At 50.2% G+C, this 19,433-nt stretch carries 21 protein-coding genes; 16 read left to right on the top strand and 5 right to left on the bottom strand.

Translation table 11 applies throughout. The annotated features are described in order from the left end of the window. Positions 1–42: 42 nt before the first annotated feature. A complete protein-coding gene (locus ABD852_RS09050; RefSeq protein ID WP_345028023.1) occupies positions 43–540 on the bottom strand; it encodes a GNAT family N-acetyltransferase in 498 nt (165 codons plus the stop codon). A gap of 36 nt (positions 541–576) precedes the next feature. On the opposite strand from ABD852_RS09050, the gene surE reads away from it, so the two are divergent. The 5 genes from surE to ABD852_RS09025 all read left to right on the top strand — a co-directional run bounded on the left by surE (position 577) and on the right by ABD852_RS09025 (position 5,560). Further along, positions 577–1,374 carry a 5'/3'-nucleotidase SurE gene (gene surE, locus ABD852_RS09045; protein ID WP_345028022.1) on the top strand — a complete coding sequence of 266 codons (798 nt, stop codon included), beginning with the start codon at positions 577–579 and terminating at the stop codon, positions 1,372–1,374. A gap of 37 nt (positions 1,375–1,411) precedes the next feature. After that, a complete protein-coding gene (locus ABD852_RS09040) occupies positions 1,412–2,971 on the top strand; it encodes a GH3 family acyl-acid amido synthetase (protein WP_345028021.1) in 1,560 nt (519 codons plus the stop codon). 176 nt (positions 2,972–3,147) lie between these two features. Beyond that, positions 3,148–3,552, top strand: a complete 405-nt coding sequence (msrB, locus tag ABD852_RS09035) for a peptide-methionine (R)-S-oxide reductase MsrB (RefSeq protein ID WP_345028020.1) — start codon at positions 3,148–3,150, stop codon at positions 3,550–3,552. Between the two features lie 121 nt (positions 3,553–3,673). Further along, positions 3,674–4,648, top strand: coding sequence for an oxygen-dependent tRNA uridine(34) hydroxylase TrhO (gene trhO, locus ABD852_RS09030; RefSeq protein WP_345028019.1), 975 nt, complete (start codon positions 3,674–3,676; stop codon positions 4,646–4,648). A gap of 9 nt (positions 4,649–4,657) precedes the next feature. Beyond that, positions 4,658–5,560: an exonuclease domain-containing protein gene (locus ABD852_RS09025; protein WP_345028017.1), complete on the top strand. Its 903-nt coding sequence runs from the start codon at positions 4,658–4,660 to the stop codon at positions 5,558–5,560. A gap of 24 nt (positions 5,561–5,584) precedes the next feature. Here ABD852_RS09025 and ABD852_RS09020 read toward each other — a convergent pair whose 3' ends face one another. Further along, positions 5,585–6,481: a glycosyltransferase family protein gene (locus tag ABD852_RS09020; RefSeq protein ID WP_345028016.1), complete on the bottom strand. Its 897-nt coding sequence runs from the start codon at positions 6,479–6,481 to the stop codon at positions 5,585–5,587. Positions 6,482–6,483: 2 nt separating this feature from the next. Beyond that, positions 6,484–7,104 (bottom strand): class I SAM-dependent methyltransferase, encoded by a 621-nt coding sequence (locus ABD852_RS09015; protein WP_345028015.1) that lies wholly within the window; start codon positions 7,102–7,104, stop codon positions 6,484–6,486. Between the two features lie 239 nt (positions 7,105–7,343). Here ABD852_RS09015 and ABD852_RS09010 point away from each other — a divergent pair, with 239 nt between their 5' ends. Beyond that, on the top strand, positions 7,344–8,870 hold the full coding sequence (locus ABD852_RS09010; protein ID WP_345028014.1) for an oligosaccharide flippase family protein: 1,527 nt from the start codon (positions 7,344–7,346) through the stop codon (positions 8,868–8,870). Positions 8,871–8,972: 102 nt separating this feature from the next. Beyond that, positions 8,973–10,256 (top strand): LamG-like jellyroll fold domain-containing protein, encoded by a 1,284-nt coding sequence (locus ABD852_RS09005; RefSeq protein WP_345028013.1) that lies wholly within the window; start codon positions 8,973–8,975, stop codon positions 10,254–10,256. A gap of 19 nt (positions 10,257–10,275) precedes the next feature. On the opposite strand, the gene ABD852_RS09000 is transcribed toward ABD852_RS09005, so the two are convergent. Further along, positions 10,276–11,157, bottom strand: a complete 882-nt coding sequence (locus tag ABD852_RS09000; RefSeq protein WP_345028012.1) for an FkbM family methyltransferase — start codon at positions 11,155–11,157, stop codon at positions 10,276–10,278. A gap of 111 nt (positions 11,158–11,268) precedes the next feature. Further along, positions 11,269–11,730, bottom strand: coding sequence for a transcription elongation factor (locus tag ABD852_RS08995; RefSeq protein WP_345028011.1), 462 nt, complete (start codon positions 11,728–11,730; stop codon positions 11,269–11,271). A 172-nt stretch (positions 11,731–11,902) separates the two neighbouring features. Here ABD852_RS08995 and eat point away from each other — a divergent pair, with 172 nt between their 5' ends. The 9 genes from eat to ABD852_RS08950 all read left to right on the top strand — a co-directional run bounded on the left by eat (position 11,903) and on the right by ABD852_RS08950 (position 19,430). Further along, a complete protein-coding gene (gene eat, locus ABD852_RS08990; RefSeq protein WP_425568792.1) occupies positions 11,903–13,264 on the top strand; it encodes an ethanolamine permease in 1,362 nt (453 codons plus the stop codon). An 82-nt stretch (positions 13,265–13,346) separates the two neighbouring features. Further along, the gene (locus ABD852_RS08985; RefSeq protein ID WP_345028010.1) at positions 13,347–13,511 is read left to right on the top strand and encodes a hypothetical protein; all 165 of its coding nucleotides are present in this window, start codon (positions 13,347–13,349) and stop codon (positions 13,509–13,511) included. A gap of 71 nt (positions 13,512–13,582) precedes the next feature. Beyond that, positions 13,583–13,924 carry a DUF202 domain-containing protein gene (locus tag ABD852_RS08980; protein ID WP_345028009.1) on the top strand — a complete coding sequence of 114 codons (342 nt, stop codon included), beginning with the start codon at positions 13,583–13,585 and terminating at the stop codon, positions 13,922–13,924. A gap of 110 nt (positions 13,925–14,034) precedes the next feature. Then, a complete protein-coding gene (gene murD, locus ABD852_RS08975) occupies positions 14,035–15,396 on the top strand; it encodes a UDP-N-acetylmuramoyl-L-alanine--D-glutamate ligase (RefSeq protein ID WP_345028008.1) in 1,362 nt (453 codons plus the stop codon). Between the two features lies 1 nt (position 15,397). Next, positions 15,398–16,552, top strand: coding sequence for an FtsW/RodA/SpoVE family cell cycle protein (locus ABD852_RS08970; protein ID WP_345028007.1), 1,155 nt, complete (start codon positions 15,398–15,400; stop codon positions 16,550–16,552). Positions 16,553–16,571: 19 nt separating this feature from the next. Beyond that, positions 16,572–17,693 carry an undecaprenyldiphospho-muramoylpentapeptide beta-N-acetylglucosaminyltransferase gene (gene murG / locus ABD852_RS08965; protein ID WP_345028006.1) on the top strand — a complete coding sequence of 374 codons (1,122 nt, stop codon included), beginning with the start codon at positions 16,572–16,574 and terminating at the stop codon, positions 17,691–17,693. Between the two features lie 81 nt (positions 17,694–17,774). Beyond that, positions 17,775–18,344, top strand: a complete 570-nt coding sequence (locus tag ABD852_RS08960) for a YeeE/YedE family protein (RefSeq protein WP_345028005.1) — start codon at positions 17,775–17,777, stop codon at positions 18,342–18,344. 9 nt (positions 18,345–18,353) lie between these two features. Then, on the top strand, positions 18,354–18,848 hold the full coding sequence (locus ABD852_RS08955; RefSeq protein WP_345028004.1) for a DUF6691 family protein: 495 nt from the start codon (positions 18,354–18,356) through the stop codon (positions 18,846–18,848). A 39-nt stretch (positions 18,849–18,887) separates the two neighbouring features. After that, a complete protein-coding gene (locus tag ABD852_RS08950) occupies positions 18,888–19,430 on the top strand; it encodes a hypothetical protein (protein ID WP_345028003.1) in 543 nt (180 codons plus the stop codon). Positions 19,431–19,433: the final 3 nt, after the last annotated feature.

The following is a 19,433-nucleotide window of genomic DNA, read 5'->3' as shown; positions in this document are numbered from 1 at the left end:
CCATACCCCGAAACAATCGTTATTGAACGGGCAAATTGCTTATCAAACGGTCAAAAGCTTGCCCATTACATAGTCATTCATCCAGAAATCCCCTATCGGAATGTCCTCTTCAAACAAAATCCGGTACCCCATCTTCTCATAAAAAGTCCGGGCGGGGTTATGCCGGTTCACATTGAGCCTGATTTCGTTGCCCTTGCGTTGCTTTACCTGGTCTTCAATAGCCGAAAGCAAAAAACGCCCGGCGCCCGTCCCCTGTGTAGCGGGTGTAACATAAATTTTATGAAGTTTAAAAATGCCGTTTGGATCCGGCCCGGCATAGGAAGCGAAACCACAGGCAGTGCTGTCTGCTTCCAGGATAAAAAACCGGTGCTCGTCCATCTGTCGCAACAACGCCGATTCGTTATAAATGCGCGCGAACATGTCGTCACACTGATCTTTCCCGATAATAGGTTCATAGGTAACCCACCAGGTTTGTTTCTGGAGGTCTATTACGAGCGGAATGTCTGCCGGCCTGGCCGCCCTTGTTGTGAATCCTGACATATTGCTTAATTTTGCCAGCTAATGTAACTTATTTCCATGAGCATCAGCAAACGACCTCTCATACTGGTAACCAACGACGATGGCATTACCTCTTTAGGAATCAGGACACTTGTTGAATTAATGACGCAGTTGGGAGATGTAGTAGTCGTGGCGCCTAACAGTCCGCAGTCCGGGATGGGGCACGCGATTACGATGGGTGAACCGCTGCGCCTTTACAAGACCGACATTTTCGTAGACGTGGACGAGTATGAATGCTCCGGAACCCCTGTTGACTGCGTAAAGCTGGCCAGGCATTATGTGCTGAAGGACCGGGCCATTGACCTGGTGGTAAGCGGAATTAACCATGGAAGCAATAGTTCCATTAACGTTTTATACTCCGGCACCATGTCGGCCGCAATAGAAGGCGCCGTTGAAGGAATTCCTTCAATAGGTTTCTCTCTCTGTGATTTTCGCGAAGACGCCCATTTCGATCATGCGCGTGATGCGATTCTCCAGATCACGCGGCAAGCGCTGGAAAACGGTATTCCCAAAGGAACCGCGCTCAATGTAAATATACCCGCGTTTGAGGGGAAACCGGTGAAAGGCATCAAAATTTGCCGGCAGGCCGACGCCCGCTGGCGCGAACGTTTTGACAAACGGGTAGATCCCCACGGCCGCAACTACTTCTGGATGTCCGGCGACTTCGTCAATCTCGACGCCGAGAAAGCAAGTACCGACGAATGGGCGCTGGAAAACGGGTACATTTCTATTGTTCCCTGCCAGTTTGACCTTACCGGCTACCAGGCCATTGCCGCAATCAGCCAATGGAACCTCGGCAATAGCCTGCCGGTTTAATCTGTTTACTCATCGTATTTTGTTATATTACTGTTGAATGGCGCTTCTTGGCAATCTTATTAAAGCAGGAGTCAAATTAGGGAACATGGTGGTATTTCGCAACCGTGTTGACGCCGAACCCTTGCAACGGAAATCTCTTGCCAAGCTATTGTCCAAAGCAAGGAATACTGCGTTTGGAAGGACCTATGGCTTTGAAGAAATACTGACGCAGCTTTTGTACCGCCGCGACCTTTCTTACTATGAAACTTTCAAAAAGCTGCCGGTGTATGATTACAACGCCATGCACCGTGATTGGTGGCACCGGGTGATCGAAGGCGAGGAAGATGTATGCTGGCCCGGTCGTGTCAAGTATTTTGCATTGAGTTCCGGCACCTCGGAGGCGGCAAGCAAGCAGATACCGGTTACCAAGGCCATGTCAAAGGCTATACAGCGCACCAGTATCAGGCAGATTCTGGCGCTTGGCCAGTACCGGGACCTACCCGACGATCTCTACGAAAAAGGATTGCTAATGCTCAGCGGCAGCACCAATCTTTCTAAAATTAACGACCGTTTTGAAGGCGACCTAAGCGGTATTTCTATTGGCCAGATCCCGTTTTGGTTCAAACCTTACTACAAGCCGGGCGCGGAAATCGCCCGGACCAAAGACTGGGAAACCAAACTGGAAAAAATAACGAAAGAAGCCCACAAATGGGATATCGGGTACATCGTGGGGGTACCCGCCTGGCTCCAGTTGCTCCTGGAGCGCATCATTGCGCACAACCAGGTGAATAATATCCACGAAATCTGGCCCAACCTGAGTGTCTTTGCCCACGGCGGCGTTTCATTTGAGCCGTACCGGAAAGGGTTTCAGAAGCTGCTGGGAAAACCGATACATTACATAGAGACTTACCTTGCCTCTGAAGGCTTCCTGGCTTACCAGACGCACCCCGAAGCAAAAGGCATGCAGCTTGTCCTGGACAACGGGATCTTTTTTGAGTTTGTCCCGTTCACGCCGGCCAATTTCGACGCAGATGGCAATATTGTAGCGAGGCCCGAAACCCTCCTCCTGCACGAAACCGAGGAGGGAAAAGAGTACGCGCTTCTGCTGTCTACCTGTTCGGGCGCCTGGCGTTATCTCATCGGCGACACGATCAAGTTTGTAGACAAGGCCAAGGCTGAAATTATCATTACCGGCCGAACCAAGCATTTCCTGAGCCTCTGCGGTGAACACCTGTCCGTCGACAATATGAACAAGGCAATCGACCTCTTGTCTGAAAAGCTGGAAATTTCAATCCCGGAGTTCACTGTGATCGGAAAGAAAAACGATACCGCTTTCTCCCACCACTGGTACATCGCGACCAACGATGCTGCCGACGCTCAGGAGGCAACGGTTCAACTGGACAATTTCCTGAAACAGCTGAATGACGACTACATAGTCGAACGCCGCCATGCGCTTAATGAAGTTACGGTAACCATTCTCCCGGTAAAGGCTTTCTATGACTGGATGGAAAGCAAAGGGAAACTGGGCGGCCAGAACAAATTTCCGCGTGTTTTGAAGAGCCGGCAAATCGACGATTGGGAGGGATATCTCCGGGCACACCAATACCCCGTTGCCTGACAAAAAAAGAAAAAAAACAGCAACGTTTTAAAGCGTTTTCTTGTTCAGTGGTAAGGGATTATCCGTCATTAAAAATGGAAAAACTGACATCGAAAACTTACGTTCTGTGGCTTCTCATACTGAGTTGCCCGCTTTTATCGTGCGGACAGTCGCGTCAGAACAAAACAAAACCGGAAATGAAAAACGAGGAAACCAGCCAAAAAAGTGAGGCGGAGTGGAAACAACAGCTCTCACCGGAGCAATATTATGTTCTTCGTGAGAAAGGAACGGAACGTCCCTTCTCCGGCAAATTATTGATGAACAAGGAGAAAGGCGTCTATAAATGCGCTGGCTGCGGCGCCGTTCTTTTTACTTCCGACAGCAAATTCGATTCGCATTGCGGCTGGCCGAGTTTTGACCGGGAAATTGCGGAAGGAAAGATCAGGGAACATAAAGATACTTCTCATGGAATGATCCGGACCGAGATTACGTGTGCCAAATGCGGCGGGCACCTGGGGCATGTTTTTGATGACGGGCCCACTGAAACCGGGCTGAGGTACTGCGTCAACTCATTGTCACTTGAATTTACAAAAGCGCCGTAACCTCCTGATTCCTGAGATAGGTCATGCCGGGGCTCGCTCCATCTCTTCTACGGAAACCTTATATTTGCAGTCAGATTTTTGAAAACCCCTTCCCGGATGGGTGAGACCGGGCCGGATAGTAATGGAAGATAAAGCCTATCGCGTCATATTGTATTACAACTATACCCGGGTTGAAAATCCCGACGAATACCGGGATCAGCATCACCTGTTTTGCGTTCAGAACAATTTGCTGGGCCGGGTTATTATTTCTCCGGAGGGATTGAACGGAACGGTATCAGGCCTTAAGGAAGATTGCGAGAAATACATGCAATATATCTGCAGCGATGAGAGATTTGCCGCGACACAATTTAAGGTAGAACACCATGACAGACATGCTTTTCACAAGCTGCACGTCCGTGTCAAGGAAGAAATAGTCAATTCGGACCTTCCGGTAGACCCGACGGTCCGGACGGGCAAGCACCTGGAGCCGGCCGATTTCAAGGCAATGCTCAATGACCCGGATGTGGTATTGGTGGATATGCGTTCCAATTACGAGCACCAGCTTGGCAAGTTCAAGGGGGCCGTCACTTTCGACATGGAAAACCTGCGGGAGCTGCCGCAGCATGTCAGCGAAATCGAGCATCTGCGCCATAAAAAAGTAATCACCTACTGCACGGGCGGAATCAAATGTGAAAAGGCAAGCGCTTACCTCCTAGACCAGGGTTTTACCGACGTGTACCAGCTTCATGGCGGCATTATCCGCTATGGACTCGAAGAAGGCGGCGAGAATTTTGACGGGCGGTGCTACGTTTTTGACAACCGGGTGGCGGTAGATGTCAACCAGGTCAACCCCGAGGTCATTTCGACCTGTCATATTTGTGGAACACCGAGCGGACGTATGGTCAATTGCGCTAATGCCGAATGCAATCTCCATGTACCTATTTGTGAAGCCTGTTCGGACCAAATGGAAGGCGCCTGCTCTGAAGAATGCCGGCAGCATCCCGCAAAACGCCCCTATGATGGCCGGGGCTATTACCCGACTCCGAGCAACAATTATACTCCGCTGCAAGGCTTTAAAAGTCGCAAAAAGCAGTTGAGGGTGGAGGGAAAACTGTAGCTTCCGGATATGCAGCACGTACCCACGCTCGAAAAAATTCCCGGTCTGAATTTTACGGCGATTGATTTCGAGACCGCCAACAACGAACGGAGCAGCGCCTGTGCCCTCGGGGTAGTAAAGGTCGTGGACGGCCAGATTCACGACGCCAGGCAATGGTTCATCAGGCCGGAGCCGCTCGAAGTCGGATTTTACCAATTCAGAGTACACGGCATCAGTCTCAAAGCGCTGGAAAACCAGCCTACCTTTCCTGAACTATGGTCTGAAATAAGGCCGCTGCTCGAGAACGAGCTGCTGGTGGCCCATAATTTAAGCTTCGATCTTGGCATACTCAGGTATTCATGCCGGCATTTCGGCATGACCTACCAGCCAGGAAAAGCATTTTGCACGCTTCGGGCAGCCAAGGCAAACTGGAAAAACGAGGCCTCGTACAGTCTTTCCAAACTTGCAGCCCGGCTAGGACATACCTTTAAGCATCACGATGCCCTGGAAGACGCACTCGCCTGTGCGCTCCTCGCAAGGGAAATGGCAGTTGAAAACCAGGTCAACGACATTCTCGCCTGCCCGCCTTACTCTATCATACCCAACCGGGTACGGAGAAAATCCCCCCTGGAACCTGCTATTACCGACCTGCCGGAAAGCCGGGCAATACTCGACAAAAACATTGTCTTTACGGGAAACCTGCGAAAACTCAGCCGGGAAGACGCCTATTGCCTGGCCGAACACCTGGGCGCCGTTCCTTCCAATTCGGTCAACGCCGCTACCCATTACCTGGTGACCGGTGATGCTACCATCAAACGTTACGGGAAAAAGTTCAGGCTCACAAAACTTCAAGAAGCCCAGCAACTGATCTCGCTCGGGCATAAAATTGAAATTATCTCGGAAAGCGATTTTTATGCCCTGGTGGGTTTATAGCTAGTCCGCTTTTGACGCCTAGCGTCAAATACCGAATTTCACCCGGTTTTTTATTTTCAGGTAGAAGGGCAACTCGTAAAAAGCGCCGAACCGCCGAATTACACGTTCATCCGGCATCAATCCTGCATCCGGCAACAATCTTTCGGAGGTCAACCCGACATCGTGCGCTGTCGTGCGAAAAGTAAAGTTCGTTCCGCTGCCGTCCGTTCCGATGTTCTTTACTTTTGATTTTACGGGGTACACTCCATATGCCCCGGAGACTGCCTGAGAAAGGCACCACCGTACCGCCCAGGAATCGGTAATTCCATGTTGTTGTTTGTAAATCATGGGCCATAAATCACTTCCCCCTGCTAAAAAGCGCGCTTTTAGTTCCGGATCTTTCAGGAGGCGCCGGTAATTTTCTGTCCCCCAGTCGGCCTGCCGCCAACTGGACTCCCATGTCCCCCAACCCCAGGAACTGGCTCTTGGCGCCAGGTAGAAATCGTGATCATAGTCTTCGGGCAAACGAACGGGCGGGGCATATCCGGTTACCGAGAAGATGTCGCTTCGGGATTCGTAAGTATCCAGAAGTTCATTCATCGTAGCCAAGAAATCGGGCGTGGTGAGCATGTCATCCTCCAGCACAATCACCCGCTTGTGCAGCGCCAATACCTGTGTAACACCGTTGATCACCGACTTCCCCAGTCCGAGATTCTGCGCGGCCTCAGAAACAGATACCTTTTTAAAGCCAGCTATCGATGTAAGGTATTGCCTGACTGCTCCGACCTGCGGCCGGTCGCGCTCGCCGCGGTATCCGTCGGAAAAAATATAAAGTGTACTTTCCGGGGCCAGTACATTTAATTGAAGCGCTTCAATGGTCTGCTGCAGATGGTCTTTCCGATTGTAGCAAAAAACGACGATTGGAGCCAATTCTTTCGCCATAGCTAACGAACCGGTTTGACCGCATCCACCAGCAGGGAAGTGTACACCAATTTCCCGTCCTGGTTACGTTTGTCAAATTTTGCTGACCGTCCGATGAAACCGTCCCCCGGATCCCACGGATTTTGATGAAATACTTTCTGTTCGTCAAAGTATTCAAGGGGGGACACTTCAAACCCTACCTTTTCCAGCTCTTTTGTTATCAGGCGATAGTCATACAACAGTTTGTGGTCGTCGGCACCTTCCCCCGTTCCGCCGGGCCTTACCCGCTCGATGTATTCGGGAGAGGCATGAAAGCCATCGGGGACTGCTATACGGAGAAACCCTCCGGGCTTGAGAAAAGCAAAACAATTGGCAAAGCCTAAACGGCCCTGCTCCGGCGTGAGGTGCTCCCAAACGTGCTCGGCAAGAATAATATCAATTGAACCGGGGGTAAAATACTTTTCCCAGTTTTCTTTCTTTAAAATATCAAGTGTATCTACATCCGAATGAATCCAACCCGGGAAATAGGTATAGCAGGCCCCTACCACCAGTTTTACCGGTTTATTCCTGGCATAATTTCGCAATTGCCACTTGCTATGCGGTTTCTGAAGAAAAGCTACCCAAATTTTCTGGAAAATATTCATTGGAAATCCTTGTTACGCATTCCTGTCCGCCCCTGCCCGTGCCGTCAAACACAAATGTCCGACATTTTTTTCAGACAATCGCGACTTCCGGCGCAGGCATATTCGCTCAACCCCGCTTGCCCCGTCCGCTGCTCCGTCGAAAAATGAGCAGAGCTTTCCCTTTAATTGCGCGATCTGGGATAAATCGTATTTTTGCCGGGCATATGCATTTTCAATATTAAAAAGCAGCCAACCTGTTTGTGGGCATTATCGTAAGACAAAGTCTGAAAGCCAGTCTGGGTTTCTATATCGGCGCCCTCGTCGGTATTATCAACCAGATGTTCATTTCCACACACTTCTTAAGCGTGGAACAACTGGCCATCTCCAGGTTGCTTGTGGAAAACGCTATTCTCTTCGCTACGTTTTCTCATCTCGGCGCACCTTTCATAGCGGATAAATTTTTCGGCCAGTTCCGAAACGACGAAGAACAGCACCACGGTTTGCTGTTTTTTCTCCTCGGACTTCCGCTTATCGGCGGCGGGCTCTTCACACTGCTTTACTGGGCCTTTACCCCAGCCATTAAAAGCTATTTTTCCAGCCAGTCCCCGCTGCTCGTACAGTATCACTACCTGGTAATTCCGTTCACCTTTCTCTGGATTTACCTGTTGGTACTGGAGTCCTATACGAGAAATCACTCCCGGATCGCGATCCCGAGTTTTATCAGGGAAGTGTACCTCAGAGTGGCCAATGTGCTGTTGGTCCTGATGTTTGGTTTCGGATGGTTTAGCTTTGATGTACTGCTCTACCTCGTCATCGGCGCGTACGCGCTTGCGGTGGGCATCCTCATCTTCTATATTGCCCGACTGGGCCGGCTCTATATCCGTTGGCCCGACCGGCGGATGTTTAACGGGAAGCAGGTGCGTACGATGCTTGGGTACGGAAGCTATACGCTTATCGGCGGACTGGGCGTGAGTATCATTTTAACACTCGACCGGTCCATGCTGGCGGGTGAAAAAGGGTTGGTAAGCGCCGGTATCTTCATTATCGCCTCTTACATCGCAAGCATCATAGAAATTCCGAAAAAGGCAATTTCTCAGATCTCGATTCCCTTTCTTTCCGATGCACTACGATCAGAACGAAGAGAAGATATCCAAAGTCTGACGCGAAAATCAGCACTCCATCAACTTTTGGTAGGCGGCTTTTTCTTTCTGCTTCTTTGGGTCAATATTGATGATATCTTCAAGTTGCTTCCAAAAGGCGAGACTTACGGAGACGGTAAATTAGTGGTGCTCTTAATTGGGCTCGTCAAATTATTTGACATAGGGACGGGCCTTAATACGGAAATAATTCTGTATTCCCGTCATTTTCGCTGGTCGACTATTCTCACCATAACGGCGGCCGTAGTTTCGCTTTTTCTTAATTTTTGGCTGATCCCTTCTTACGGGTTTACCGGTGCAGCTATCGCCGCTGCGCTTTCTACACTCGGCCTTTCCGGGTTCAAGCTTGCGTTCGTATGGCAACACTATAAGATTTCACCATTTACAAGACGAACATTTTTAACAATTGTCATCTGGGTTATTTCGCTGCTTCTCAATTTTTTGCTGCCGGAATTCCCGGCTGGCAACTATTGGACCATTTTACTATCGATCTTATTAAGAAGCATTACTGTGGGGGGGACGTTTATTTTTCTTATATTTTTATGCAGGGTTTCTCCTGAAATCTCTTCTATAACTGACAACTGGCTGAAGCAATTCCCTCCGTTCCCGAGAGGAAAGAAGCGAAAATAGTATACTTTTGGACCGGCACGACAAACTCCGGAAAGAAGCCGCTCTATTCCGCTTTGATTTCTTGTTTTTCCACCTAATTTGCAGGAAAGAACCTCCCGTTGCATGAAAACACCACTACTCCTCTTCACGATGGCCTGTTTCCTGCTAGCGATCCGCGTAAGCGGCCAAGTAGATCTCAAGGAAGGTCTGATCGGCTGCTATCCCTTTTCCGGGAATGCAAATGACCTGAGTGGGAATGCTAACCACGGGAAAGTAAACGGTGCAACCTTAACAGAAGACCGTTTTGGAGTTCCTGAAAGCGCCTATAACTTCAATGGCTTATACAACTTTATTGAACTTGACGCCGGCATTCTTCAGCTAAACCAGTTTAGTTACTCTCTTTGGGTGTCGCCACAAAAAAAACCGGACCCCGCGGCGGCCATGTTCTTGATTTCTGTTGGAAGCGAATATGGAGACCAACATATTCTTCTGGGTGACGAGTACGCCACTCCTCCCTTATCCGGGTTTGCACACGGATGCTATCAGGGTGTTGGTGATAATGTAAAGTGTACCGGAATTTGGCCTGATCTGAATAAATGGTATCATTTGGCGCTTACAAAAAGCGAGACCTCTTATTTATTTTTCATGAACGGAAAACTCGTTTGTGAACGTGATATTTCCGGCAAGTTTGCCTTCTATGGAACTGGTAAAGTAAAAGCTGTGATCGGCGCGCGAAACAACTATGGGCAGGCTTCCCGTGCCGTCATTGACGATGTACATCTTTATAACAGGGCGCTCTCGGAAGAGGAGATACTTGCACTCTATCATGGAGAATTCGAAACGTCATCTATTAAAGTAAACCTGAAAGCCGACCAAAATGATCCTTGCGCCAATCAATCCCTGGGCCTCACCGCCACCGCAGAAGACGCAGGTCAACGCTCTTTTGTCTGGAAAGCCGACGGTAATATCCTTGCCAACGAATATGGTCCGGAAGTTTCCTATTTGCTTCCCGAAAAAAAAACGCCCTATGAAATAACCTTTTCTGCCCGTGCCTTGATAAAAGACCAATGCTTTCCTGTTGAAACCCCTGAAACCTCGGTGACAATCAACGTAAAACACTGTTCTGTCCCATCGGAGGAAAGAAATCTACCTATAATACCTGACGCTTTTACTCCCAATAATGACGGAATTAATGACCTGTGGCAAGTGATCATCAGCTCTAAGTATCGCAACCCGCGCACCACTGTTTTCAACAGATGGGGCGAAGTCATTTTCCAGAGCAACGAGCATTCCGTTACCTGGGATGGCATGTATGCAGGACAACCAATTCCCGCGGGCATATACGTTACAAGAATAGTTTCGGATGGCAATATCATCCGGGAAGGTCAGTTGGTGGTCTTGTATTAAGTCCGGGATAGCACATTCCTTAAAACTCCCGGCCTGCAATCCAGTATTTACGCCCTTCAAGCACCCTCCTTCCGGCCGCCTCCTGATCCCTTATATAAATGGTATTAGTATCCGACGGGCGGTCCAGGGAAATTAATTTCCTCGACCCGGGGTCATAGTCGCAGGGTTTGAAACCAAATGACAGCAACTTATTATGCAAATAACTCTGACCGAAATTATACTGATCAGTTAGTCCATTGGTCTCCATAATAACCACCTGCAGATCCCGACGCCTTAAAATATCCTCTGCGCCGTTCACCACGTTCGCTTCAAAACCTTCGACATCTATTTTCAGACAAGTCACTTCTTTATCGGCCAACAATTTGTCCAGCGTCGCAGAAGGTACTTTTATTTTGTCCTCTTGGCTATCCGCCCCGACAACGTGGTTGATAGCATCCAAATTTGCAGTAAAAAACAACTCTCCCTCTTGGTCACCTATTGCCAGGTTAAGCAATTCCACCAATCTATCGAGCCCATTCAAGACTACGTTCCGCCTGAGTTTTTCAAAAGTTTGCGGAGCAGGCTCCATAGCAATCACCTTCACACCGGCAACCCCGGCAGACAACACGGTATAAACCCCTACATTGGCCCCTACATCAACAAATACATCATCCCCTTTCCGCAAATAATGGAGTAAAAATACCATTTCCCGGAAATCGTACAAGTGGGTGTAAATCTGTAATTCAGCACTCGCCATTCCCTTTTCCACCAAGAGAAAAGTCCCCTCCACAAATGGGTAAACCATAGGATCCTTATGCAAACGGATCATAACACCTCTTTTAAAAAATCGACATAACGCTCCAACTGCCCGCCCTTCATTCAGTGGATGTTCCAATACGGCCTTGATCATCTTCAGTTTCATATAAGTAAGCGTTTTAAGCTGTGAAGTTCGGGCTGGGTAGTCGGTATACTTTTAAAACCTTACCACTCCTGCTATTTCAAAAATAATTTCGATCAGATCATTCTTTGAAATTCATAGTACGGCACTTAGCTTGTGTCCCTTCCCCTGAAACACAAAAACGTCACCAGCCTGCCTTCCCAGTACCGCACGCCCCAGTGGCGACTGCGTTGAAACCACCAGTACTTTGCCCCAGTCGGTTTCAACCACTCCCATGCTTACGGCAAGCAGCACGTACCCCAGCGAAGTCTTAACCAGGCTACCCAATCTCGCCGACGACGAGTCTCCGGCCGTAATCCGGTCGAGCGCTTCCAGCTCACCTTTTAACTGATCGTAGCGTTGCGCGTACATATCCCGGTCGATTTGGGCCATGGCACGGCCGGTTTCATATTTGTCGCCCATACTGCTCTTGCCCTCCGAGTTTGCTGCCTCCTGCGACGCGTCCATGGCTTGTTTCGCGGCAATAACGGCCGCCTGAAGCCGGTCTCTTACCAACTCCAACAGCAATCTCTTATCCGGTATTATTTCACTAGCCAAGATCAAACGAATTTGTTAAATAAAGACGGCGAAAATAGGAATGAAAACCCATAATTCCACCGGTTCCATAAATCCTGACCCGCGCCACAACCGTACCGGGGGAAGAAACGACACGCAAAAATATAGCCGATTGCTGCTTTAGTGGAATAAAATTTCAATATTACAGCGTGGTATGAAATTTTATTCCACCAGTATACCCTTTATACCCTATACTCATTTTCAGAAACCTATGGCCGCTACGAACGACGCTCCCGACGCATTGAAAAAAGTTTTAAAACCCATTCACTTGTGGGCAATCGCTGTCGGGCTGGTAATTTCGGGTGATTATTTTGGCTGGAATTACGGCTGGTCGACCGCCGGAACGATCGGATTCCTGATTGCTACGGTCATCATTACTATTCTATATGTCACCTTTATTTTCAGTTTCACGGAGTTAACTACGATGATTCCCCAGGCCGGCGGGCCATTCTCATATGCGGAAAGGGCACTCGGCCCTTTCTGGGGTCTCGCCGCCGGCTATGCAACCCTGATAGAGTTCCTGCTGGCCCCTCCGGCCATTGCATTTGCACTCGGAAGCTATATCCATTTTCTGTACCCCGGCATCCCCGTACTCTCTTCCGCGATAGCGAGCTATGTCATTTTTACCATTATCAATTTTCTGGGGGTAAAAGAGTCCGCGACCTTCACCCTGTTTATCACCCTTCTCGCAGTTGGAGAATTATTTCTCTATATGGGAATAGTAGCCCCTCATTTTGAAATCGGCAATTTTACCCAAGATGCGTTTCCCTTGAGCTGGAGCGGGATTTTTGCCGCCATTCCGTTTGCCATCTGGTTCTACCTGGCCATTGAAGGGGTTGCGATGGTAGCGGAAGAAGTAGACGAGCCGCGGAAAAACATCCCGAAAGGCTATATCTACGGGATCCTCACGCTTGTTTTTCTTGCCCTCGGCGTAATGATCCTGACCGGCGGCGCAACCGATTGGAAGCAATTGAGCAACCTTGACTACCCGCTTCCCGAGACGATCGGCCAGGTACTCGGCAAAGACAATCCGCTCACCAAAGTTTTTGCCAGCATCGGTCTGTTCGGCCTCATCGCATCCTTTCACAGCATTATGTTCGGGTACTCCCGCGAAATTTTCGCAATGGCACGCGCCGGGTACCTTCCAAAGGTGCTTGCCCGCCTGCATCCAAGATTCAAAACGCCGCACTGGGCACTCGTTGCCGGCGGCGCTATCGGGTTTATCTCACTGCTTACCGGCACTACCGGGCAGGTTATTACCCTTTCTGCAATCGGAGCTGTAGCCATGTATATCATCAGCATGGTCAGCCTTTTTGTCCTGAGAAAGAAAGCGCCTCATGCCGACAGGCCCTTTACCGCCCCTCTTTACCCCTGGTTTCCGGCTATAGCGCTGGTTCTGTCGGTATTCTCATTTATCGCCATTGCCTGGTTCAACCCCCTGGAGGTTTCTATTTTCATCGCCATGCTTGTCACTTTCCTGCTGGGTTATAAGGTGTTTGGTAGGCGTGAGGGGTGAGGTGTGAGGGGTGAGGTATGGGGTGTGAGGGTTTGGGTCATCCCGAGAAAAAAGTTTTTTGCGAAAACACCTTGTAGCGGAGATGACAAATAGATGTTGTCAATGGAAGTCAATGGTAGCGCATCTGCCGGATGGTCATCCTGAATGGAACGCAGTGGAACTGAAGGATCTCCTGTTGCAAGAAAAAAGTCCTCTGAAAGGGAATTGGTGCAGGGAGCGGGAGATTCCTCCGCTTCGGTCGGAATGACCGTCCGGTAGGAGTCCTCTCACACTCATACCTCACCCCTCAAAGCTTATGAAACAAAACCCGGATTTCCTGTGTTACACACGCATATGCAGTCAAATGAAAATAAAGGTGATTCCCTGAAAAGGCCCCTGATCGAAAAAACTATTGAAACCGAGTTGGCACTGGCCGACCGAATGGCCATTGAGCGAACCAAATTGTCAAACGAGCGAACATTTCTCTCCTACCTCCGCACAAGTCTGACACTGCTCGGCGCGGGCCTGACCATTATCAGGCTCGATTTGCTGGAAAAGCTTATCGACCTTGGTGTCGTCTGCCTGGCCATGTCTCCCCTGGTACTGGCGTTTGCAATTTACCGGTTCATCTATAACCGGAACCGCTTCAACAAATATTTTGACCAGGTCAGAAATATCTGAACCGTCGGGTACATCCGGAACAGGCAGTTTTGTTTTTCCAAGAATTGAAAAAACCTGCTTGCAAATGAGCGTAAAATAAAGCGAAATTTACAGCTCATAGTTTTCTTCGAATGGCATCCCAACAAAAACTGATCATACTTGGTGGCGGCGAAAGCGGCACCGGCGCAGCATTACTCGGACAAGCAAAAGGATTTGAGGTATTCTTATCCGACAAAAGCCCGTTGCAGGAAAAATACCGCAACATCCTGGTAAGTCATGGCATTGCTTTCGAAGAAGGATCGCATAACGAAAGCCTGATTCTTTCTGCCGACCTGGTGGTCAAGAGCCCGGGTATCCCCGACAAGGCAGACCTGGTTCAGAAACTACTCGGCAAGAGTATCCCGGTAATTTCCGAAATCGAGTTTGCCGGCCGTTACACGAACGCGAAAATCATCGCTATCACCGGAAGCAACGGCAAGACTACCACTACCCTGCTCACCTACCACCTCCTGAAATCGGCCGGTTTTTCGGTAGGATTGGCCGGTAATATCGGTGAAAGCTTTGCCCGCCAGGTGCTGGAAAAGGACTTCGAATATTACGTCCTTGAGCTGAGCAGCTTTCAGCTCGACAACATGTTTGATTTCAAAGCCGGCACGGCAATACTGCTGAATATTACCCCGGACCACCTTGACCGCTACGCATACGACTTCAGTCAATACGCCGGTTCAAAATTCCGGATCATTCAGAACCAGACCGACGACGACGTTTTTATCTACAACCAGGATGACGCCGTTATTAAAAATGAGCTGGAAAAACATGAAGAGCAGGCGGTTCGGCTCCAGGTTTCTCTGAAATCGGTCCCGGCCGCCGGCGCCTACCTGGCGGAGGATCAGTTGGTTTTTAACACATCTTATACCACCGGTCCTTTTAGTCTGCCGCTATCAGTTTTGCCCGTAAAGGGTCCTCACAATTATCTGAATGTAATGTGTGCGGTGCTGGCGGCCCTTCGGTCGGGCGTATCGCCGGATGCCATTTACGCCGGAATACAAACCTTCAGGAATGCACCGCACCGGCTTGAAAAAATAGCTACCGTTCGGGGGGTGGATTATGTCAACGACTCGAAAGCCACCAATGTCGATTCGGTATTTTATGCGCTTCAAAGCTTTTCGACCCCGATTATCCTGATTCTGGGCGGTGTAGATAAAGGAAATGATTATGATGCCATCAGGGACCTGGTGAAAACCAGGGTGAAAGGCGTAATAGCAATGGGGAAGGACAACCACAAACTGGAAGAATATTTCCCGGGCCTGGTTCCTGCTTTCTTTTCAACCGATAATCTCGAAGACGCCCTGAAAAAGGCGGAAGAATGGGGAGTGGACGGCGACGTGGTATTGCTTTCTCCTGCCTGCGCCAGCTTTGACCTGTTCAAAAATTACGAAGACCGTGGCGACCGTTTCAGAACAGCCGTATTAACCATGGCCCAAGCCAACTGACATGAGCGAAGAAAACAAAAACAGCAAGTTTCTTTCCTGGGCCTGGATCTCTCAGAACCTCAAAGGAGATAAGTACATCTGGGCCATCTCGGTGATCATTCTGTTCCTGAGTGTTCCGTTTGTTTACAGCTCCAGTGTACAGGAAGCCTACCGGCTTCGCGACGGCAATACGGAGTACTATCTCTACAAGCATTTCGCCCATATCGTCGCGGCGTTGCTGATTATGTTTTTGATTCACCTGATCCCCTACACCAAATTTATCAAATACACGAGGCTGGGGGTGTTCATTTCTATCCCGTTGCTGTTGCTGGCGGTTTTTGCCGGATCATCTGTAAACGATGCGTCCCGCTGGATTGAAATCCCGGTGGTGGGCTACCGCTTTCAACCTTCGGAATTTGCAAAAATTGCCCTGATAACGCACCTCGCGCTGGTCCTGGCACGCCATATCAAAGGCGGCTGGACCCCCAAAGAGCTGCTTACGGAGCCTATTCTTTTGATCGGAGCAATCTGCTTTCTCATCGCGCTGAGCAACGTTTCTACGGCGGCGCTCCTCGGCGCGGTGTCGTTCCTGCTCCTTTTCGTGGGCAAGGTCCCGATCAGGTACCTGGCTTTCACCGCGGCCGTGCTGATTTTCGTAGCCAGCCTGGCAGTGGTCTTCAAGGCTGGCACCCGGATGGGCACCGCCTCAAGCCGGATCAAAACTTTCATGAACAAAGACAGCGTCGCCTACCAGTCGGAACGGTCTTACATGGCCATGGCGGGCGGCGGCTTTTTCGGCAAAGGTATAGGAAAAAGCACCGAGCGGAGGTTTTTGCCTGAATCGAACAAGGACTTTATCTATGCCATCACGGTGGAAGAAGGAGGCACTTTAATTGGCGGAATCCTGATCTTTCTCTACCTGGCACTGTTGTACCGCGGCCTGCAGGTTATCAAAACTGCGCGAAAGCCCTTTGGCGGCCTGCTGTCAATGGGCCATACCATCGGTATTGTTTTCCAGGCGCTTTGTACCATGGCGGTAACGGTAGGGCTTCTTCCTGTTACCGGCCAGAACCTGCCGCTTTTCAGCCTGGGAGGTAATTCCATGATCCTGACGGCCCTGGCTATGGGCATGATCCTTAGCGCAAGCCGGGGAGAATTTGACGAAGTGAACGTTTGATAAACCAGCGACAAAAACATTGAAACCTGCAGCAACCCGCATTGTAATCAGCGGCGGCGGAACGGGCGGGCATATCTACCCGGCCATTGCGATCGCAAATGCCTTGAAAGAACTCCGCCCTGAAGTAGAGCTGCTTTTTGTAGGCGCTTTAGGAAAAATGGAAATGGAAAAAGTCCCGCGGGCAGGTTATGACATTATCGGGCTCCCAGTTGTCGGTTTTCAGCGTTCTTTTTCGCCGGCGAACCTGTTGTTTCCTTTCAAACTGGTCAACAGCCTCCTGAAGGCCCGCCGCATCATACGCGACTTTAAGCCGCAGGTAGCAGTAGGTGTCGGCGGATTTGCCAGCGGGCCGCTTTTACAGATGGCCTCCCTTGCCGGTATCCCGACACTTATCCAGGAGCAAAACTCGCGCGCAGGGGTTACGAACCGGATGCTTGCAAAAAAAGCCGCAAAAATCTGTGTAGCTTACCCGGGGATGGAGCGTTTTTTCCCCAACCATAAAATTAAACTGACCGGAAACCCGGTCAGGAAAGATATTATCAATTTGTCCGGCAAGAAAACGGAAGGCCTGAAACATTTCGGTCTTTCAGAAAACGCCAGAACGCTTTTTGTAATGGGGGGCAGCCTCGGAGCCCGGAGCATTAACGAAAGCCTGGCTGCATCGCTGCCGGAAATCGCGTCGTCCGGTGTCCAGGTGATCTGGCAGACCGGCAAATCTTTTGTGGAACAGGCCCGCAACCGGATCGCGGAACTAGGTCTGCAGAATACCGTGAAGTCAAGTGATTTTATTTATGAGATGGATCTGGCCTATGCCGCTGCCGATGTGGTAATTTCTCGTGCAGGCGCCCTTTCCGTGTCTGAAATCTGCCTGGCCGCCAAACCTTCGGTGCTCGTCCCCTATCCTTTTGCGGCGGAAGACCACCAGACCAGCAACGCGCTGTCGCTGGTCCGGCAAAACGCGGCACTGATGGTGAAAGACAGTGAGGCCATGCAACTGCTCGCAAAAACTGCGCTGGAATTGCTCGCCGATCCTGGTGCCCAAAAGACGCTTTCGGCAAATTGCAGCAAGTCTGGCTTCCCCGATGCCGCGCATGAAATTGCGAAAGAGATCCTTACGCTGGCCGACAAGCACCCCGTCTAAACCGGTCCCCTGAGCGATCTGCACTTCCTGGCACAGTTATTATACGTATTCCCGATTAACGCATAATAAACTATAATACCCATGACGGATATTCTTAGCGCCCCCTGGCCCTGGTATATCGCAGGGCCGTTGATCGGGCTTACCGTTCCTGCTTTGTTGCTGTTGGGAAACAAGCCATTCGGTATTTCATCTTCGCTGCGGCATATCTGCGCCGCATGCTTCCCTTCAAACATTTCTTTCTTCAACTATAACTGGCGGGACGAGATCTGGAACCTCCTGTTCGTATTCGGCATTCTCATAGGCGGCTACATAGGCGGCATTTTACTGGCCAATCCGCAAGACATGATCATTGCACCCGATACCCGCGAGATACTGGCCGCCGGCGGGTTGAACGACTTTTCAGGGCTCCTGCCCCCCCAGCTTTTCGGCACCGATCACCTTGTGTCACTCAAAAGCTTCATCTTCCTGGTAGTTGGCGGCTTCCTGGTAGGTTTCGGCACCCGGTATGCAGGCGGCTGCACTTCGGGGCATGCTATAATGGGGCTTTCCAACCTTCAATGGCCTTCACTGGTGGCCACCATTTGTTTCATGGCAAGCGGTATAGCCGCAACCTGGTTCCTTATTCCGGCTATTTTAAAATTGGTTCTTTAATCCTGGCTTATGGCATTACGACCCCATCATGACTTGATTGATTCCGACGAATTCACCAAGTATAAACCTTACCATTCCGGCAAAAGTGAGTCCGGGTACCGTATTCTTTACGTCTTGCTCGGAATAGTATTCGGCATTGTTTTTGTCAAAGCGGAGATTGTTTCCTGGTACCGCATACAGGAAATGTTCCGGTTCGATTCCTTTCATATGTATGGTGTCATCGGCTCCGCAGTCGCAGTCGGTATGCTTTCGGTGCAAGTTCTGAAAAGGCTAAAAGTCAGGGCACTGAACGGCGAAACGATTTCGATAGCGCCTAAAATATTTCACAAGGGAAATGTCTACGGAAGCATCCTGTTTGGTATAGGCTGGGCCATTACCGGGGCCTGTCCGGGCCCGCTCTTCGCGCAAATCGGCGCCGGCTATCTTTCCATTATCATCACCCTCCTGAGCGCGCTGCTGGGCACCTGGATGTACGGATACTTCAGGAACCGGCTGCCACACTGACGCCATCTCACGGGCCGACCGGAAAAATTTAAGCGTAACATGCGTCATATTTGGGTAAATGAATTGAGCGAACTGTTGTTGCGCGGTCACTCGCGGGTTCAGCGCGACATCATCGTAGGCTGGATAGGCCGGGAAGACGAGAAACTGGCGGCCGCCGTTCATCTCCTCCGGCACGGCGATTACAGGGAGGTTCAAAGGATCTCCTGGGTGCTGAGCGCCATCGCCGATCATACGCCTGAGGCGCTCCATCCCTATCTTCCCCAACTGGTGGACCGCCTGAAACAACGTCCTGTTCCAGACGCGGTAAAACGCAACGGACTTCGCATCCTTGCACTGGTACCGCTTCCCTCCGACCTCCATTCAGACCTGGTCAACCTCTGCTTCGGCTATCTGGTTTCCGGGAATGAGCCGATCGCCATAAAATCATTCAGTATGTCCGTTCTCGCCCGCCTGACCGGCTTCTATCCCGACCTGAAAGGAGAGCTTCTGGCGATACTCGAACTGGAACTGGAGAAAGACCCTTCGCCCGGCATCAAAAGCAAAGCCAAAAAAATACGCGCACGGTTACAAAAACAGCAGTAACTT

The organism is Ravibacter arvi, assembly GCF_039540405.1.
Lineage (GTDB): Bacteria > Bacteroidota > Bacteroidia > Cytophagales > Spirosomataceae > Ravibacter > Ravibacter arvi.
This window is presented reverse-complemented; position numbering and strand designations above follow the sequence as displayed.

What these genes read in the sequence shown, in the direction of transcription:
- msrB (WP_345028020.1), top strand. Translation starts at nt 3,148, where the DNA reads ATGAAAAACGAGGAAACCAGCCAAAAAAGTGAGGCGGAGTGGAAACAA.
- ABD852_RS08950 (WP_345028003.1), top strand. Translation starts at nt 18,888, where the DNA reads ATGCGTCATATTTGGGTAAATGAATTGAGCGAACTGTTGTTGCGCGGT.
- trhO (WP_345028019.1), top strand. Translation starts at nt 3,674, where the DNA reads ATGGAAGATAAAGCCTATCGCGTCATATTGTATTACAACTATACCCGG.
- surE (WP_345028022.1), top strand. Translation starts at nt 577, where the DNA reads ATGAGCATCAGCAAACGACCTCTCATACTGGTAACCAACGACGATGGC.
- ABD852_RS08985 (WP_345028010.1), top strand. Translation starts at nt 13,347, where the DNA reads ATGACAAATAGATGTTGTCAATGGAAGTCAATGGTAGCGCATCTGCCG.
- ABD852_RS09000 (WP_345028012.1), bottom strand. Translation starts at nt 11,157, where the DNA reads ATGAAACTGAAGATGATCAAGGCCGTATTGGAACATCCACTGAATGAA.
- ABD852_RS08955 (WP_345028004.1), top strand. Translation starts at nt 18,354, where the DNA reads ATGGCATTACGACCCCATCATGACTTGATTGATTCCGACGAATTCACC.
- ABD852_RS09025 (WP_345028017.1), top strand. Translation starts at nt 4,658, where the DNA reads ATGCAGCACGTACCCACGCTCGAAAAAATTCCCGGTCTGAATTTTACG.
- ABD852_RS09040 (WP_345028021.1), top strand. Translation starts at nt 1,412, where the DNA reads ATGGCGCTTCTTGGCAATCTTATTAAAGCAGGAGTCAAATTAGGGAAC.
- ABD852_RS09050 (WP_345028023.1), bottom strand. Translation starts at nt 540, where the DNA reads ATGTCAGGATTCACAACAAGGGCGGCCAGGCCGGCAGACATTCCGCTC.
- eat (WP_425568792.1), top strand. Translation starts at nt 11,903, where the DNA reads ATGAAATTTTATTCCACCAGTATACCCTTTATACCCTATACTCATTTT.
- ABD852_RS09015 (WP_345028015.1), bottom strand. Translation starts at nt 7,104, where the DNA reads ATGAATATTTTCCAGAAAATTTGGGTAGCTTTTCTTCAGAAACCGCAT.
- ABD852_RS08960 (WP_345028005.1), top strand. Translation starts at nt 17,775, where the DNA reads ATGACGGATATTCTTAGCGCCCCCTGGCCCTGGTATATCGCAGGGCCG.
- ABD852_RS08970 (WP_345028007.1), top strand. Translation starts at nt 15,398, where the DNA reads ATGAGCGAAGAAAACAAAAACAGCAAGTTTCTTTCCTGGGCCTGGATC.
- murD (WP_345028008.1), top strand. Translation starts at nt 14,035, where the DNA reads ATGGCATCCCAACAAAAACTGATCATACTTGGTGGCGGCGAAAGCGGC.
- ABD852_RS09020 (WP_345028016.1), bottom strand. Translation starts at nt 6,481, where the DNA reads ATGGCGAAAGAATTGGCTCCAATCGTCGTTTTTTGCTACAATCGGAAA.
- ABD852_RS09005 (WP_345028013.1), top strand. Translation starts at nt 8,973, where the DNA reads ATGAAAACACCACTACTCCTCTTCACGATGGCCTGTTTCCTGCTAGCG.